General features: G+C 69.4%; 18 protein-coding genes and 2 pseudogenes. 12 read left to right on the forward strand and 8 right to left on the reverse strand.

The features are described 5' to 3' along the window. Positions 1 to 212 (forward strand): annotated as a pseudogene (locus JWP54_RS11665) (hypothetical protein); the annotation flags it as partial. A gap of 46 nt (positions 213 to 258) precedes the next feature. Here JWP54_RS11665 and JWP54_RS11670 read toward each other — a convergent pair. Next, positions 259 to 747 carry a GNAT family N-acetyltransferase gene (locus JWP54_RS11670; protein ID WP_297372131.1) on the reverse strand — a complete coding sequence of 163 codons (489 nt, stop codon included), beginning with the start codon at positions 745 to 747 and terminating at the stop codon, positions 259 to 261. A gap of 86 nt (positions 748 to 833) precedes the next feature. On the opposite strand from JWP54_RS11670, the gene JWP54_RS11675 reads away from it, so the two are divergent. The 7 genes from JWP54_RS11675 (at position 834) to JWP54_RS11705 (ending at position 6,946) form a co-directional block, all read left to right on the forward strand. Next, the gene (locus JWP54_RS11675) at positions 834 to 1,244 is read left to right on the forward strand and encodes a GNAT family acetyltransferase (RefSeq protein WP_297372134.1); all 411 of its coding nucleotides are present in this window, start codon (positions 834 to 836) and stop codon (positions 1,242 to 1,244) included. Positions 1,245 to 1,271: 27 nt separating this feature from the next. Next, entirely contained in the window at positions 1,272 to 2,594 is a 1,323-nt protein-coding gene (locus JWP54_RS11680) for an amidase (protein WP_297372136.1), read from the forward strand. A gap of 55 nt (positions 2,595 to 2,649) precedes the next feature. Then, positions 2,650 to 3,426 (forward strand): LON peptidase substrate-binding domain-containing protein, encoded by a 777-nt coding sequence (locus JWP54_RS11685; RefSeq protein WP_297372138.1) that lies wholly within the window; start codon positions 2,650 to 2,652, stop codon positions 3,424 to 3,426. Positions 3,427 to 3,801: 375 nt separating this feature from the next. Beyond that, the gene (locus tag JWP54_RS11690) at positions 3,802 to 4,083 is read left to right on the forward strand and encodes an FAD-dependent monooxygenase (RefSeq protein ID WP_297372140.1); all 282 of its coding nucleotides are present in this window, start codon (positions 3,802 to 3,804) and stop codon (positions 4,081 to 4,083) included. Continuing rightward, positions 4,080 to 4,844: an FAD-dependent monooxygenase gene (locus tag JWP54_RS11695; RefSeq protein ID WP_297372278.1), complete on the forward strand. Its 765-nt coding sequence runs from the start codon at positions 4,080 to 4,082 to the stop codon at positions 4,842 to 4,844. The genes JWP54_RS11690 and JWP54_RS11695 overlap by 4 nt, the downstream gene beginning before the upstream one ends. Positions 4,845 to 4,853: 9 nt before the next feature. Continuing rightward, the gene (locus JWP54_RS11700; protein WP_297372143.1) at positions 4,854 to 5,837 is read left to right on the forward strand and encodes a phosphodiester glycosidase family protein; all 984 of its coding nucleotides are present in this window, start codon (positions 4,854 to 4,856) and stop codon (positions 5,835 to 5,837) included. Between the two features lie 8 nt (positions 5,838 to 5,845). Then, positions 5,846 to 6,946, forward strand: a complete 1,101-nt coding sequence (locus tag JWP54_RS11705) for a GtrA family protein (RefSeq protein WP_297372146.1) — start codon at positions 5,846 to 5,848, stop codon at positions 6,944 to 6,946. On the opposite strand, the gene JWP54_RS11710 is transcribed toward JWP54_RS11705, so the two are convergent. The 6 genes and pseudogenes from JWP54_RS11710 to JWP54_RS11735 form a co-directional block, all read right to left on the reverse strand. Continuing rightward, positions 6,864 to 7,364 (reverse strand): hypothetical protein, encoded by a 501-nt coding sequence (locus JWP54_RS11710; protein WP_367274217.1) that lies wholly within the window; start codon positions 7,362 to 7,364, stop codon positions 6,864 to 6,866. The genes JWP54_RS11705 and JWP54_RS11710 overlap by 83 nt on opposite strands. Before the next feature lie 45 nt (positions 7,365 to 7,409). Then, positions 7,410 to 8,690: pseudogene (locus JWP54_RS11715) on the reverse strand (AMP-binding protein); the annotation flags it as partial. Between the two features lie 111 nt (positions 8,691 to 8,801). Continuing rightward, positions 8,802 to 9,110, reverse strand: a complete 309-nt coding sequence (locus JWP54_RS11720) for a hypothetical protein (RefSeq protein WP_297372148.1) — start codon at positions 9,108 to 9,110, stop codon at positions 8,802 to 8,804. 122 nt (positions 9,111 to 9,232) lie between these two features. Next, positions 9,233 to 9,964 carry a DUF2461 domain-containing protein gene (locus JWP54_RS11725; RefSeq protein ID WP_297372151.1) on the reverse strand — a complete coding sequence of 244 codons (732 nt, stop codon included), beginning with the start codon at positions 9,962 to 9,964 and terminating at the stop codon, positions 9,233 to 9,235. Positions 9,965 to 10,066: 102 nt separating this feature from the next. Beyond that, entirely contained in the window at positions 10,067 to 10,435 is a 369-nt protein-coding gene (locus JWP54_RS11730) for a hypothetical protein (protein WP_297372154.1), read from the reverse strand. 91 nt (positions 10,436 to 10,526) lie between these two features. Next, positions 10,527 to 11,105, reverse strand: a complete 579-nt coding sequence (locus JWP54_RS11735) for an HhH-GPD-type base excision DNA repair protein (protein ID WP_297372157.1) — start codon at positions 11,103 to 11,105, stop codon at positions 10,527 to 10,529. A gap of 273 nt (positions 11,106 to 11,378) precedes the next feature. On the opposite strand from JWP54_RS11735, the gene JWP54_RS11740 reads away from it, so the two are divergent. The 4 genes from JWP54_RS11740 (at position 11,379) to JWP54_RS11755 (ending at position 14,592) form a co-directional block, all read left to right on the forward strand. Continuing rightward, positions 11,379 to 11,699 (forward strand): hypothetical protein, encoded by a 321-nt coding sequence (locus JWP54_RS11740; RefSeq protein WP_297372161.1) that lies wholly within the window; start codon positions 11,379 to 11,381, stop codon positions 11,697 to 11,699. Between the two features lie 57 nt (positions 11,700 to 11,756). Then, positions 11,757 to 12,782 (forward strand): PHP domain-containing protein, encoded by a 1,026-nt coding sequence (locus JWP54_RS11745; protein ID WP_297372164.1) that lies wholly within the window; start codon positions 11,757 to 11,759, stop codon positions 12,780 to 12,782. A gap of 86 nt (positions 12,783 to 12,868) precedes the next feature. Then, on the forward strand, positions 12,869 to 13,963 hold the full coding sequence (locus JWP54_RS11750; protein ID WP_297372167.1) for an S-(hydroxymethyl)mycothiol dehydrogenase: 1,095 nt from the start codon (positions 12,869 to 12,871) through the stop codon (positions 13,961 to 13,963). Further along, positions 13,963 to 14,592, forward strand: a complete 630-nt coding sequence (locus tag JWP54_RS11755; protein ID WP_297372170.1) for an MBL fold metallo-hydrolase — start codon at positions 13,963 to 13,965, stop codon at positions 14,590 to 14,592. Before JWP54_RS11750 ends, JWP54_RS11755 begins: the two co-directional genes overlap by 1 nt. On the opposite strand, the gene JWP54_RS11760 is transcribed toward JWP54_RS11755, so the two are convergent. Next, positions 14,589 to 14,930: a hypothetical protein gene (locus JWP54_RS11760; protein ID WP_297372172.1), complete on the reverse strand. Its 342-nt coding sequence runs from the start codon at positions 14,928 to 14,930 to the stop codon at positions 14,589 to 14,591. The genes JWP54_RS11755 and JWP54_RS11760 overlap by 4 nt on opposite strands. Positions 14,931 to 14,964: the final 34 nt, after the last annotated feature.

A 14,964-nucleotide genomic window follows, 5' to 3' on the forward strand; every position in this document is an offset into this window, starting at 1 on the left:
CCCAAGAACCCGGCGGAGTTTTGGTCTGGACCTCACCGGGCAAGCGCACCTACCGCACCGACCCGGCCAACCCGATCGGCCCACCCCGGCCCCAACCGCCGACCGTGGGACCGACAACCCCGAAGCGGCCCGCGGACGACAGCTACCTGATGCCCCGGCACCAGCCCCCACGCCACCCCTCGCCACCGGTGCCCGAAAACCCGCCGTTCTAATGACCTGTGAACGAACGAACGGACGCAATCCTCTTCACCGGGACTGCTACAAGAGAAGCTTGAATCCCACGTGGGAAGAGGTGAAACCCAGGCGCTCGTAAAACCTGTGGGCGTCCAGACGGGACGCGTCTGACGTCAGTTGCACGAGGCGGCAACCCCGGCTGCGCCCATACTCCACCGCCCAGGCGATCATCTCTCCGCCGAGTCCGTTGCCGCGGACGTCGGCACTCACCCGCACCGCCTCGATCTGCAGGCGGGTGGCCCCCGACCGGGCGAGGCCGGGCAACACCGTCAGCTGTTGCGTTCCCACCACGCGCCCGGCCGGGTCCTCGGCCACGACGAGCAGGTGCGCCGGGTCGCCGTCGATGGCGGTGAACGCGGCGAGGTACGGCGCCAGGTCTTCCGGCGCGACGGATTCCTCGGCGCTTCTCAGCTGATCGTCGGCGAGGAGACTGACGATGGCGGCCACATCCGTCGAGGCAGCCGGGCGCAGGGTGAACGGGCCGCCGGGCAGATCGAAGACAGTCTCAGTCATGCATCCAGCATGCCAGTGCCCGGCGGCGCCGTGCTCGTCAGCACCCGCGCACCCGGCCAACGATGTGCCTCCGACAGAATGGACCGATGAACATCGAGGAGATCTCCCCCGCCGCCTTCCCGGCCGTCATCGCGCTGTGGGAAGAGGCCGGCCTGACCCGGCCGTGGAATCCCCCGGCCGCCGACCTGCAACGCGCGCTCGACACCCCGACGTCGACCGTGCTCGGAGCCGTCATCGACAACCGGCTCGTCGGCACGGTGATGGTGGGGCACGACGGACATCGTGGCTGGGTGTACTACCTGGCTGTCGCCCTGACCGAACGCGGTTCGGGCCTCGGCCGCACGCTGATGCAGGCGGCCGAAGCCTGGCTCGTGGAGCGCGGAGCCGTTAAGGTGCAGCTTATGGTGCGGGAGACCAACGCCGCCGTTTCCGGCTTCTACGATCGGCTGGGCTACACGGATGCCGACGTGCGGGTGCTTGCCAAACGGCTCGACTGACGCTGCGGCCCGGGTTCGCAGGGATCGTTGGCCGGCGTGCCCTTCCTGATCAAGGACAGCGGCCCGTTCGCCCAGGGGGTGCGCTTCGCGCTCGGCAGCCGCAGCATCCAGGGCGTGGCCGCCGAGGTCGACCACGAGATGATGGTGCGGTTCCGGGCGGCCGGACTGGTGGCGATCGGCCAAAGCACGGCCCCGGAATTCGGTCTGAACTTTGCGACCGAACCCGTTCGCACCGGCCCCACCCGCAACCCGTGGGACCTCGGCCGAGGGGTCGGCGGGTCCAGCGGAGGCGCGGCCGCCCTGGTCGCCGCCGGCGCCGTGCCCCTCGCCCACGCCAACGACGCGGCCGGCTCCATCCGGGTGCCGGCAGCGTGCTGCGGCCTGGTCGGCCTCAAACCGAGCCGCGGTCGCACCCCGAACGGTCCGCTGGCCGGTGAGGCCGCGTTCGGGCTCATCGGTGAATTCGCTCTCACCCGCAGTGTGCGGGATGCCGCACACCTGCTCGACGCCGTCGGCGCCCCCAGCGTCGGCGAGAAGTACACCCTGCCGGCCCCGGCCACGAGCTTCGCCCGCACGATCCAGCAGGACCCGGGCCGGCTGCGCGTCGCGCTGATGCGCAGAGCCTGGTCCGGAGTTCCCGTGGATGCTCAGATGGCCGCCGCCGCCGAGGCCGTTGCCCGCACCTTGGAGTGGATCGGGCATGCGGTGCTTGAGGACGCGCCGGTACTTGATCCGGAGGACATCCTCGAAGCCGAGATGCTGGGCGTGTTCGCCACCGGCACCGCCCTGCTGCGGGCGCCCCGACGGCCCGACCCAACTCGCCTCGAGGCCGTCTCCCGGGCAGTGCTCGCGGAAACCGCGAACGCCAGCGCCCTGGATGTAGCCGCCGCGATCGACGCCCAGCACCGGGTGACCCGCTCGATCGGTGTCTTCCTTGGCCGGTACAACCTGTTGGTGACCCCGACTTTGGCGCAGCTGCCGCCCCGCCACGGCACCCTGGACTACAACGCCCCCGGCCACACCGCCCGCTCGTGGATCGGGCGCATCCTCGAGTTCGGACCGTTCACCGCGCCGTTCAACATCTCCGGGCACCCCGCGATAAGCCTCCCGCTCGGCCCGAGCCGCGAGGGCCTGCCCGTCGGGGTGCAACTGGTGGCAGCCTACGGCCGCGACGACCTGCTGCTGCAGGTGGCCGGCCGCCCAGCTGGAGCAGGCGATGCCCTGGGCCGGCCGGCTGCCGCCGATCCACGTCGACCAGGCCTGAGCGCCTTCCGCACGGCAACTGTTACCCCTCCGGACAACTGGTCCCGGTGTGCCGGTCACAATTGTCCGAAACGGGAACAGTTGTAGCCGGGCACCGGTCGTGACGCTTGGAATTCGGGCTGGAAGGTGCTTCGCTGGGGACATGTCGAACCACGCGAACCCGCCCGACGAGCCCGGAACCCCGGACCTGTCGTCTGGCGCGCGCGCGGAGGCCGGCACCATCGGCTTGCCGATGTTCCCGCTCGGTTCGGTCCTGTTCCCGCATATGCCGCTGCAGCTGCGGGTCTTCGAGCAGCGATACCTGATGATGCTCGCGCGCATCCTCGAGTCTGAACCCGCCGAGTTCGGGGTGGTGCTGATCGAACGCGGCCAGGAGGTCGGCGGCGGTGAGCATCCGTTCAGCACCGGCACCGTCGCCCAGGTTATAGAGCTGGTGGCGCCCGAGGGTTTCGTGGGTCTCGTCGCCCAGGGCGACCGGCGCATCGAGGTGGTGGAGTGGAGCGATGACGCCCCTTACCCGCAGGCGGTGGTGCGGGAGCTACCGGCCCTGGTCTGGGACGACGCCCTGACGCCCCTGCGGGTCCTCGCCGAGCAGACCGTGCGCCGCACCCTTGCCCTTGCCAGCGAATTCACCGATGACGCTTGGGCAGCGGATGTCGCCCTGTCGGAAGATCCGGTGGAGTCCGCCTGGCAGTTGGCCGGCATCGCCCCGGTGGGCCCGCTCGACCAGGTGGCGATGCTGCGCTCCACCACCATGGCCGGGCTGCTGCGCTCGATCTTCGACCACACCGAAACCGCCGCCGACGCGTACCGGCTGCCGAGCCCCGACCAGTCTGACGACCTGGACCCAGACGAGCTCGGTCCAGACCAACTCGGTCCAGACGAGTTCGGTCCCGACGGCCTGGGTCCGGACGCCTGAGCGCACCCGACCACCCATACCCTAGAACGTGGCACCATTCCGGGGCAGCATGGGGACATGCCAGACTCTCTGCCCGCCCACGCGGCCGCCCCTGACCCCGCTCCGGTCGGCACACCCATCCCTCGGCACGACAGGTTCTCGGACGGCTCGATGAAGGCAAGCGGGCTGGAGTTGGATGGCGCATTGCACGGACAGTGGGATCGGTTCCGGACCGACGGAACCCTGCTGCGTTCCGGCCGATTCCACCTCGGCGAGCAGGTCGGCGCCTGGCGCACCGGGGATCGCACCGGACGTCTCTCGTCAAGGAAACCGAGTTCCGCGCAGCACCATCACCAGCGGCGGAGTCGGCGACGGAACCGGGTCCGCGGTAAGACCGTGGCCAGGGCGCCTGGACCTGCGGGCTTCGACACCGACGTCCTGATCGTCGGCGCCGGACCCACCGGGCTTACCCTGGCCAGGGAACTGCACACCCTCGGCGTGGGCGCGTGGCTCGTCGACAGCGCCCCGGATGCCGTGCACGAGTCCCGGGCGCTGGCCATCCAGGCGCGCACCCTCGAAGTGCTCGCCCGCAACGGGCTCGCGGACGACCTGGTCGCCGCCGGCGACCCGACGGGAACCCTGCTACTCCATCCGAGCGGGTCCGCCGCCACCGGCTGACCGGCCTCGAGCAGGACGCCGCCGGCGTCACGGCCACCCTCGAGTCGCCCGGCGTGCCGCCCCGGGTCGTGCGCGCCCGCTTCGTTGTGGGGTGTGACGGCGCCCACAGCGCGACCCGACGCCTGGCGGGAATCGACTTCGCCGGCCGGTCCTTCCCGCAACGATTCCTGCTGGCCGACGTAGAGGCGGACGGTCTGGAACGAGGCAGGGTGCACGTCTTCCTCGCCAGGACCGGCCCGATGTTCCTGTTCCCGCTCGGCACCCCCGCCAGCTGGCGGCTGATCGTGACTCTGCCACGGTCTGCGCCCCGCGGACCCGTCACCCTGCCCGTCGTGCAGGCCGCCGTCGCCAGCCACACTCGGGAGCACATCGTGGTGCACCACCCCGCCTGGCTCACGGAGTTCACCGTCAGCAGCCGCCTGGCCGAGGCGTTCCGGCGCGGCCGGGTGTTCCTTGCCGGCGACGCGGCGCATATCCACAGCCCGGCCGGCGCCCAGGGCATGAACACCGGCATCCAGGATGCCGTGAACCTCGGCTGGAAGCTCGCCCTCGTCTGCCACGGCGAGGCCGTCCCCGCCCTGCTGCGCAGCCACGAACGCGAACGGATGCCGGTTGCGCGCGCGGTGCTGGCGATGACCGACCGTGCCTTCCGGGTGGCGACCGTCCAGATCCCCGTCCAAGGGCCGGGGTCAGCAGACCGTCAGTCCCCCGATAGCCGCCGCTTAGGCACGCCAGTGCGGGCGCATAGAAACGCCGCCTAAACAGGAGGAATGCGACCCACCTCCACCGGAAAACCCCGACGCACCCGACGCCGGGTGATCATCAGCTCGGCTTTGGCACTCACCCTGGCGCTGGGCGGCAGCACCACCTGGGCGCTCGACCGATTCGTCATCGAGCACGCCGAGATCACGGATGTCGACGCCTACGAGGCCGAGAATTCGTCGGTCACCGCCACCGACGACGACACCGCCGACGGCAGCACCGACAGCACGGACGAAACCACGGTCACGGACACCGGCTACGACTCCGACGACGCGGACGTGTCGATTTCCACCGTCGTCACCGGCACCGGCGACGAGACGGTCACCTACTACGTGGCCGACGTCACCCTCACCGACGCCACGGCCCTGCGCTCGGCGTTCGCCAAGAACGCCTTCGGGGAGAACATCACCGAAACCACCTCTGCCATCGCCGCAGACAACGACGCGATCTTCGCCATCAACGGCGACTATTACGGCTTCCGGGACACGGGCATCGTCATCCGCAACGGCGTCGTCTACCGCGACGAAGGTGCCAGGCAGGGCCTCGCCTTCTACCTGGACGGATCGGTGCAGGTGTACGACGAGACCACGACCTCGGCCGACGAACTCCTCGCCGACGGCGTCTGGAACACCGTCTCGTTCGGGCCGGCGATCGTCGAGGACGGCGCCGTCGTCGACGGCATCGAAGACGTCGAGATCGACACCAATGTGGGCAACCACTCGATCCAGGGCGACCAGCCACGCACCGCGATCGGCGTCATCGACGACAACCACCTGGTCTTCGTGGTCGTCGACGGGCGCAGCCCCGGTTACAGCGCCGGCGTCACCCTCCCCGGTCTGGCCGGGATCATGCAGGGCCTGGGCGCGACCACCGCCTACAACCTCGACGGCGGCGGCTCGTCGACGATGTACTTCAACGGTTCCCTGGTCAACGATCCGCTCGGCACCGGCAGCGAGCGCGGCACCTCCGACATCCTCTACATTCAAGGGTGAGCCGGCGCATGATCATCCTGATCCCCGCCTTCGAACCGGATGCCCGCCTCGTGTCCCTCGTTGCCGACCTGCGCGCCGGCGCCGAACCGTTCCCTGTCCTGGTGGTCGACGACGGCAGCGGTGCGGACTACCGGCCGGTGTTCGATGCCGTGCGCGCCCTGGGCGCCGAGGTCATCGGGCACCCGGTCAACCTCGGCAAGGGCTGTTCACTCAAGGCCGGCTTCCGCCACATCCTCAGCCGGTACCCCGGGGCAGCCGTGGTCTGCGCCGACAGCGACGGTCAGCACCGGGTGCGCGACATCGTGCGGGTGGCCGACCGGGTGCGGCAGCACGCCGGCCGGGCCGATGCCCCGGTCGTCCTGGGCGCCCGCCGCTTCACCGGCACGGTGCCGCTGCGCAGCCGGGTAGGAAACACGCTGGCCAGGCAGGCCTTCCGTTTCTCCACGACGGTCAGCCTCCGCGACACCCAGACAGGCCTGCGCGGCTACCCGGCCAGCCTGCTCGCGGGACTCGTCGGTGTCGACGGGAACCGGTTCGAATACGAACTGAACACCCTGCTCGAGGCGTCGAGGGTCGGTCGGCGCATCGAGGAGGTCGACATCGAGACCGTCTACCTGCATGGCAATGCGTCGTCGCATTTCCGGCCGGTGGTCGACTCCCTCCGGGTGATGCGGCCGCTGCTGGTCTATGGGGCCGTGTCCTTCGGCTCCTTCCTGATCGATCTGCTGGCCCTGCAGGCGTTCGTGGCCGTCACCGGCGTGCTGGGCGCCAGCGTCGTCGCCGCCCGGCTGCTGAGTGCCTCGGTGAACTTCCTGCTCAACCGCACGCTGGTCTTCGCCGGCACCCGACCTCATCGCGTCCGGCGTGAGGCTGCGGCGTATGCCGGGCTGGCCGTGGCGCTGTTGGCCGCAAGTTATGCGGGTTTGAGCCTGCTCACCCGGCTCGGTGTGCCGCTTCTGGCCGCCAAGCTCCTGACGGATGCCACGCTCTACCTGGTCGGTTTCCAGGTGCAGCGGCGCGTCGTCTTCAGGCGCTCCCCGGTGGCACCTCAGCCGCCCTCGTCCACCGTGGTGGTGTCCCCATCGGCAGCCCGAGATCCCTGGACTTGAGCACCCGGCGCAGGATCTTGCCGTTCTGGGACTTCGGCAGGTCGTCGATGAACTCGAGCGCCTCCGGGGCCACTGCGGCGCCGAGCCGGGTGTCGGCGAAGTCCAGGATGTCCTGACGCAGGGCAGCGATCGGGGTGACACCGTCCCGCAATTGCACGTACGCCTTCACCACCTCGCCGGCCACCGGATCCGGCGCGCCGATCACAGCGGCATCGGCAACGGCCGAATGCTCCGCCAGGGAACTCTCCACCTCGAACGGGCTGATCAGGTGGCCGGACGAGATGATCACGTCGTCCACCCGGCCCACGAACCAGTAGTAGCCATCCGTGTCCCGCTTGGCCAGGTCGCCGGTGAGGTACCACTCGCCGCTGAAACAGGCCGCGTACCGTTTCTCGTCGTGCACATAACCGCGGAACATCGACGGCCAGCCGGAGCGGAGGGCCAGTTCCCCCACCGTGTCGGGCTCGCTGATCAGAACCGTCTCACCGTCCCGCACCAGCGGTGCACCAGCGTCTCCGCGGGCCACGAGGGCAGCCTCGACCCCCGGCAGCGGCAGCCCCATCGACCCCGGTTTGATCGGCACGCCGGCGAGGTTGGCGATCATGATCGCGCCGGTCTCGGTCTGCCACCAGTTGTCGTGCACGGGCTGGCCGAAGACCTCCTGGCCCCAGAGCACGAGTTCGGGTTCGAGCGGCTCGCCCACACTCGCCACGAAGCGCAGGGCCGAGAAATCGTGGCCGGCAGTGACGTCCGCACCGGCCATCATCAGCATCCGCAGCTCGGTCGGCGTGGTGTACCAGACGGACACTTTCTGCTCGGCGAGGATGCGGTACCAACGTTCGGCGCTGATCTCACCCTCGTCGACGATGGCCGTGATGCCGTGCACGAGCGGCGCGAACACCCCGTACGACATCCCCGTGACCCAGCCGGGGTCCGCCGTGCACCAGAACACGTCGTCGGCGTGCAGGTCAAGGGCGTACAGCGCGCTCACCTAGTACGACGTGACGGCGTCGTGCACGTGGATCGCCCCCTTTGGGGCCCCGCTCGTGCCGCTGGGGAAGTGCAGCACGGCCATGTCTTCGCGCTGCGTGACGACGGTGACCCCGAATTCCTGCACCTCGGCCAGCAGCGCCGCCAGGTCGAGGGTGCCCGGTTCGGGCTCACCGCGGGTGTCGGTGAGGAGCACGAACACGAGTTCCGGCAGCCTCAGCCGCACCGGGGCGACGTGTTCCAGGTACAGCGCCCGGGTGGTGACCAGCACCCGCCCCGAGCCGATCGCGAGGCGTTGGCGCACCGGCTCAGGGCCGAACGCGTCATAGAGCGGGCAGAACACGTTACCGTTCTTCAAGGTGCCGAACGCGGCCACGTATTGCTCCGGCACGCGCCCGAGCAGGGAGAAGACTCGGTCCTCCCGCTCCAGCCCGAGGCGCCGCAGCACGCTGGCGAACCGGCTGACTTGATCGGCGAGGTCCTCGAAACTCATCGATTGGATGCTGTCGTCGGCCAGCACGAACCGCAGGGCCTCGCGGCCGCCGCGCGCACCGCTGGCGTGCCTGTCGACGGCTTCGTGCGAAATGTTGAGGCCGTTGCCGCCAGGCAGCCCCGAAATGGCCTCCCGAGCCTTCTCCCAATCGAATTCGGCATAGGCCTTGGCATAGTCGACAAGGTTGGGCGGCACCGGAAGGGAAGCCGGGTCTTTCTGGATGGTGGCCCAGCGGGTCGACGGTTCCGTTCCAGCTGTCATGACCCCATGAAACTCCCCCTTGGCCGGGCTGGAAAGGGGCGGTGAGCACCTACTTCGAGCACTCCGCGGTGGAAGCGTTCAGGGCGTCGAGCAGGGCCGGCAGGAGGACTGCTATAACACCATGGAGAGCACGATTTGCAGCACCACCACGGCCAGCGTCGCCCCGGCAAGGGCCAGGGCGGCGAGGGTGAGACCGCTGCCGACGGCCCCGGCGGGAATGACCCGGCGGGCCTGCAGCGTGAAGGCGAGGCCGACGCCCCCGACCAGGAGTGCCGGCACCGGGAATACGACGGCCACGACCAGGCCGAGCAGCGCCACCCAGAAGCCAGGGACCCGGCCGGGTGCCTTCGTCCAGTCCAATTGCGGAGCTCCCAGTCCGAGAAGGCGATTGCCTTCCATCTTGGCTCGAGGATCGTTCACGGGCTGCTCCTTCGAGGGACCGTTGGACCGCTTCGGCCGCGCCCGCTCTTCGACCCCATTCTGGCGCATCCTGCCCGACAAAGGGCATAGCGCTCCGCGTCAGGGCCGCCGGGCGTTACGCGTCAGGGCCGGCTGCCCGCTGCCCGGCGTCGGCCGGTGGCGTTCTCCAGCGCCAGCGGGGTGGCGTCGACCAGGATCACATTGAGCCGGTCGACGAACGCGGCGAGCGCCTGGAACCGTTCCATCACGACGTCGACGAAGTCCTCCCGGAGGGCGGCGTCGCCGGGCAGCCGTGCGAACTGGGCCCAGCTGCGCACTCGCAACAGGTCGGCGGCCGGGTGCTCCGGGGGAAAACCGCGGGGTGTGCGAAGCAAGGGTCGGCCCTCGAAAGGCTCGGCGAGCCGCGCAAGGGTCGCGTCGGCGAGCACGGCGCGCATCTGCTCGTGGTGCTCCAGGAGGTGCTCGCGGATCGCCCGCAGCTGGTCCGGCCCCGGCGAATACGCGCCGCCGGCCACCATCACACCGTGCACCCCCACCTGCAGGAAGAACCCGGCGCCGCCGGACTTCTCGAGCCCCTGCCGGGGCCAGCTAGCGGCGAGGTGCGTCTTGTACGGAGTCTTGTCGTTGGAGAACCGCACGTCGCGATAGATCCGCAGCATGGCCTTGGGGGCCGGTCGCCGGTAGTCGGGCGCGATGTCAGCCAACTGGACATTGATCGCGTCGATCACCTCAAGCATCGGAGCCTTCAGCTCCGACTCGTAGACGGGCTTGTGTTCCTGAAACCACTCGCGGTTGTTGCGATGCTCGAGCTCCTCGAGAAAATCGAACGCCTGCTCGCTGAAACGGGGTCCCACTTGCACGCTCCTCGACCGGTGACTCCCTGCCACCTGGCTGCCTCCATTCTCCCGCGCTCCGGGCCCTCCGGCGCGTCGGCCGGTGGACGCTCGAGCGGGCGGTCAGGAGGACTTCTTGGTGACCGTGACCGAGATGGAGATCGGTCCGATTCCAATGGTCACCGTTACGGTGCGCACCTTCGGTGCCTGAGCGCGCGCGACGGCCGTGCCCTGCTGGTCGGGTTGCGGGCCCGCCGTATCGCTGGCGTCCACCGTTTTCAAAGTCACCTGGGTGTCGACACCGACCTCGGCGAACACCTTCTGCACCGCCTGGCTGTCGCCGCCGTGCACGGCGTCGATCAGGCGTGCGGTGAGCGCATCGCCCTTCGACAGCGCGTCGGCCACCTGGCCCACCTGCATCGCGTATTTCTGGATGCCCGCCACCTCGTGCAGTGAATCCGCCGGGGTGGTGTTCTTGTCGTCTGCGTCCATGATGAACTCCTCCGCACATGTCGGTGGTGCGAACGCGACCATGCTAAACCCGCGACAGGTGCCCGGCTACGGGCTGGAACCCGTCGGGACGCTACTTCTTGGCAGCCTCCTTGGCGGCGGCCTTGACCGCGCGCTTGCTCTCGCGCACCTTCGCGAGCGACTCCGGGTCGACGATGTCGGCCACCGACTTGAGCGAGCCTTCCTCGCCGTAGGGGGCGGATGCTTCCCGCCAGCCGGCCGCCGTCAGGCCCAGCCGCTTGCCGAGCAGGGCCAGGAAGATTTTCGCCTTCTGTTCCCCGAACCCGGGCAGGGCTTTGAGTCGGCGCAACACCTCGGCGCCGTCGGGATCGTCGGCGGTCCAGATCGACGCCGCGTCGCCGTTCCAGTCCTCGGCGACGACACCGGCGAGGGTCTGCACCCGGCCGGCCATCGAACCGGGGAACCTGTGCACCGCTGGCGTCTGCCGGAACACCTCCACGAAGGCGTCCGGTTCGTACTCGGCGAGGGTCTTCGCGTCCAGGGTGCCGATCCGGTGGCGGATCTTGGCCGGGCCGGCGAACGCGGCCTCCATCGCGATCTGCTGATCGAGCAGCATCCCGAGCAGAAGCGCGAAAGGGTCTTCGCTGAGCAGGGTGTCCGCGGCGTCATCGCCGGTGAGATGCAGTGTCATCGGGCCATTCTGCCACCGTCCCGCCACCGCCGGCCCCGCCGTGTCCGTAGGCCGCTCGACATGCCCTGGCTGCGCATCGACGCCGCCGGACGAACAGCCCGAGCGCGGCCCGCCAGATACAACCGCGCTCGTCACGCCCCCAGTATGGAACTGCCCCGCGAAAACCGCATCCAGCCCCCGACCGGCACTTTGGGGGGTGTTCCCTACCGTTGGCAGCGCGGCGGGACGATGCCAGCATGACAACACGGCTCCGCCGGACGGAAAGAGGACACCATGTTGGACGTACCCGCAGGAAGCGTGATGCGCAGCTGGACCGGCTGGATCGCGCCGAAATCCCGTGCCGAGTATGCCGCGTACATGGAGCGCACCGGCTTGGCGGACTACCGCTCGACCTCAGGGAACCTGGGCGCGTTGATCGTGTTCCGGGACCTGCCCGACGGCCGCTGCGAGGTGCGCACGGTGTCCTTCTGGCGTTCCTACGCGCACATCGAATCCTTCGCCGGCGAAGACATCGAACTGGCGGTCTTCTACCCCGAAGACGACCGGTTCCTGCTTGACCGGGAGCTCATCGTCGCCCATTTCGAGGTCGCCTGACCGTGGCGCGCATTCCGGGGCTCGCGACAACCGCCGCTTCGGGCCGATGATGTCTGCATGGATGCCGTCGACGCCCTCAATGAGATCGCCTTCTGGTTAGAGCGTGCACTGGCGCCCGCTTTCAAGGTGCAGGCCTTCCGCAAAGCGGCTGGCATCATCCAAGACCTGCCGGCCGCGGACGTCGCCGAGCGGGCGCGCACGAAACGGCTGACTAGTCTGAAGGGCATCGGCGGCCGCTCCGCCGAGGTGATCGGGCAGGCCGTGGCCGGGGTGGTGCCTGACTACCTCGAGAACCTGCGCCAGCGCGGCACCGAACCGCTGACCAGCGGCGGTCACGAGTTGCGCGCCCAGCTTCGCGGCGACCTGCACGCGCACAGCGACTGGTCCGACGGCAGCACGTCGATCGAGCTGATGATGGCCGCCGCCCGCACGCTGGGCCGGGAGTACCAGGCGCTCACCGACCACTCCCCCAGCCTGACGATCGCAAACGGGCTCAGCGGCGACCGGTTGGCGGAACAACTCGACGTCCTCGCTAGCCTGAGCGACCCGGCCGCCGCGACGGGAGTGCGAGTGCTCACCGGCATCGAAGTCGACATCCTCGAAGACGGCCGGCTGGACCAGACGCCGGAGCTGCTCTCTCGGCTGGACATCGTCGTCGCCAGCGTGCATTCCAAGCTGCGCGCCGACACGCTGAGCATGACCCAGCGAATGCTCGCCGGGGTGCGTGACCCGCACACCAACGTGCTTGGCCACTGCACCGGCCGGCTCGTCAGCGGCACTCGGGGCACCCGCCCACCGTCGACCTTCGACGCCGACCAGGTGTTCGCCGCCTGCGCAGAGAACGATGTGGCGGTCGAGATCAACTCCCGGCCAGAGCGCCAGGACCCGCCGGACGACCTCATCCGGGTCGCCCTCGCCGCGGGCTGCCTGTTCAGCATCGACACCGACGCGCACGCCCCCGGGCACCTGGACTTCCTGGCCTACGGCGCCGAACGCGCCCAGGCGGCCGGGGTGCCCGCCGATCGCATCGTCACCACCTGGCCGGTCGACAAGCTGCTGGCCTGGTCCCGGGCCGACCGCTGAGCCAGGCTGGCTAGCGGCCGGTCAGCATGCTTCGATAGGTTGGAAGCCTGCCGACACCGGCTGCCCGGCCACCCACGAGGAGCTCCATGCCCATCACCGTTCACGGCGCGATCGCCCGCTCGAAGGGAGCTCCCGTGGAGCTCACCGACATCGTCATCCCCGACCCCGGTTTCGGCGAGGTCGTCGTCGACATCGAAACCTGCGGTGTCTGTCACACCGACTTCCACTACAAGGAAGGGGGCATCAACGACGACTTCCCGTTCCTGCTCGGGCATGAGGCGGCCGGCCGGGTGAGCGTGATCGGCCACGGCGTGACCCATGTGGCCGTCGGCGACTTCGTGGTGCTCAACTGGCGCGCCGTCTGCGGTGACTGCCGGGCCTGTACCCGGGCCGAGCCCTGGTACTGCTTCAATACCTTCAACGCCACCCAGAAGATGACCCTGGTCGACGGCACCGAATTGAGCCCGGCTCTGGGGATCGGCGCATTCGCCGAGAAGACCCTTGTGCACGAACGCCAGTGCACCAAGGTGAACCCGGAGGCCGACCCCGCAGCCGTCGGCCTGCTCGGCTGCGGCATCATGGCCGGTATCGGCGCCGCCATGAACACCGGCAACGTCTCCCCCGGGAACTCCGTGGCCGTGATCGGCTGCGGCGGCGTGGGCGACGCCGCGGTGGTGGGTTCCACGCTCGCCGGCGCGAGCACGATCATCGCGATCGACCGGGACGCCAAGAAGCTCGCCAAGGCCTCCGAGTTCGGCGCCACACACACCATCGATTCGTCCGGCCTCGACGAAGACGGCGTCGTCGCCGCGGTGCAGGCCCTCACCGGTGGGTTCGGCGCGGATGTCGTCATCGACGCCGTCGGCCGCCCCGAGACCTGGCGGCAGGCGTTCTACGCCCGCGACCTGGCCGGCACCGTGGTGCTCGTCGGCGTGCCGACGCCCGACATGAAGCTAGAGATTCCCCTCGCGGATGTCTTCGGCCGCGGCGGTTCGCTCAAGAGCTCCTGGTACGGCGACTGCCTCCCAGAGCGGGACTTTCCGATGCTCACCGAGCTGTACCTGCAAGGCCGGCTGCCGCTGGCCGATTTCGTGAGTGAACGCATCGGCATCGATGAGATCGAGGCGGCCTTCGCCAAGATGGCCTCGGGCGACGTGCTGCGTTCGGTGGTGGTGCTCTGATGGGCGCGCGCATCGAGCACCTCGTCACCGAGGGCACCTTCGACCTCGACGGCGGCAGCTGGGCGTTGGAGAACAACGTCTGGATCGTCGGCGATGACACCGAATGCGTGGTGATCGACGCCGCCCACAACGCCGAGGCGATCCTCGACGCGGTCGGCGATCGCACCCTGCTGGGCATCCTCAGCACCCACGCGCACAACGACCACATCGGCGCCGCCGGTGCCGTCGCGGCCGCCACGGACGCCCCGGTCTACCTGCACCCGGACGACCGGATGCTCTGGGACGTCGTCTACCCGGATGCCGCACCGCAACGCGAGCTGGCCCACGGCGACAGCCTGAGCGTGGCCGGCATCGAACTCCAGGTCATCCACACGCCGGGGCATTCCCCCGGTTCGGTGTGTTTCTACGCGCCCACGTTCGGCACCCTGTTCAGCGGCGACACCCTGTTCCAGGGCGGCCCCGGGGCAACCGGCCGCTCGTACAGCGACTTCCCCACGATCATCGAGTCGATCACGACGAAGCTGCTCAGCCTGCCGGCCGAGACCGTCGTGAACACCGGCCACGGCGAGTCGACCTCGATCGGCGCGGAGTCCCCCGACCTGCCGGCCTGGATCGCCCGCGGCCACTAGCCCGCGCCGACTCGACTCGCCGCAAAGTGCCCCGTGAATGCGTTCCAAGGGGCACTTTTCGGCAAATGACGACCGACCGTCAGGTCGAGGATGCGTTGCACCAGGGTGTGGGCCACCCGCGCATAGTCGGCTGTGCCCACCCGCTCGACGACCGTCCCGAACACTACCCAGACCTGGTCCTGCCCAGTCGCCAGCGGTGCCACCTGCCACTCTGCCATCGCTTGGTCGACAACGTCCGCCACACCGATGAACGCCGACGGCCCTGGACACTCCAGCACGATTCGCATCTCATTGACGCGTGCTGCTCTGCCCGGGGTGACGCGCTGGGTGTCAGGCATCCGGCCTCGGTCCTCTCCTCCACAGGTGGAACCC

Source organism: Cryobacterium sp. (genome assembly GCF_025463825.1).
Taxonomy (GTDB): Bacteria; Actinomycetota; Actinomycetes; order Actinomycetales; family Microbacteriaceae; genus Cryobacterium.

Bases quoted from the DNA above. Each gene is read 5' to 3' on its own strand.
- JWP54_RS11760 (WP_297372172.1), bottom strand. From the start codon at position 14,930: ATGCCTGACACCCAGCGCGTCACCCCGGGCAGAGCAGCACGCGTCAAT.
- JWP54_RS11750 (WP_297372167.1), top strand. From the start codon at position 12,869: ATGCCCATCACCGTTCACGGCGCGATCGCCCGCTCGAAGGGAGCTCCC.
- JWP54_RS11685 (WP_297372138.1), top strand. From the start codon at position 2,650: ATGTCGAACCACGCGAACCCGCCCGACGAGCCCGGAACCCCGGACCTG.
- JWP54_RS11710 (WP_367274217.1), bottom strand. From the start codon at position 7,364: ATGTTCCGCGGTTATGTGCACGACGAGAAACGGTACGCGGCCTGTTTC.
- JWP54_RS11705 (WP_297372146.1), top strand. From the start codon at position 5,846: ATGATCATCCTGATCCCCGCCTTCGAACCGGATGCCCGCCTCGTGTCC.
- JWP54_RS11745 (WP_297372164.1), top strand. From the start codon at position 11,757: ATGGATGCCGTCGACGCCCTCAATGAGATCGCCTTCTGGTTAGAGCGT.
- JWP54_RS11670 (WP_297372131.1), bottom strand. From the start codon at position 747: ATGACTGAGACTGTCTTCGATCTGCCCGGCGGCCCGTTCACCCTGCGC.
- JWP54_RS11700 (WP_297372143.1), top strand. From the start codon at position 4,854: ATGCGACCCACCTCCACCGGAAAACCCCGACGCACCCGACGCCGGGTG.
- JWP54_RS11740 (WP_297372161.1), top strand. From the start codon at position 11,379: ATGTTGGACGTACCCGCAGGAAGCGTGATGCGCAGCTGGACCGGCTGG.
- JWP54_RS11730 (WP_297372154.1), bottom strand. From the start codon at position 10,435: ATGGACGCAGACGACAAGAACACCACCCCGGCGGATTCACTGCACGAG.
- JWP54_RS11735 (WP_297372157.1), bottom strand. From the start codon at position 11,105: ATGACACTGCATCTCACCGGCGATGACGCCGCGGACACCCTGCTCAGC.
- JWP54_RS11675 (WP_297372134.1), top strand. From the start codon at position 834: ATGAACATCGAGGAGATCTCCCCCGCCGCCTTCCCGGCCGTCATCGCG.
- JWP54_RS11755 (WP_297372170.1), top strand. From the start codon at position 13,963: ATGGGCGCGCGCATCGAGCACCTCGTCACCGAGGGCACCTTCGACCTC.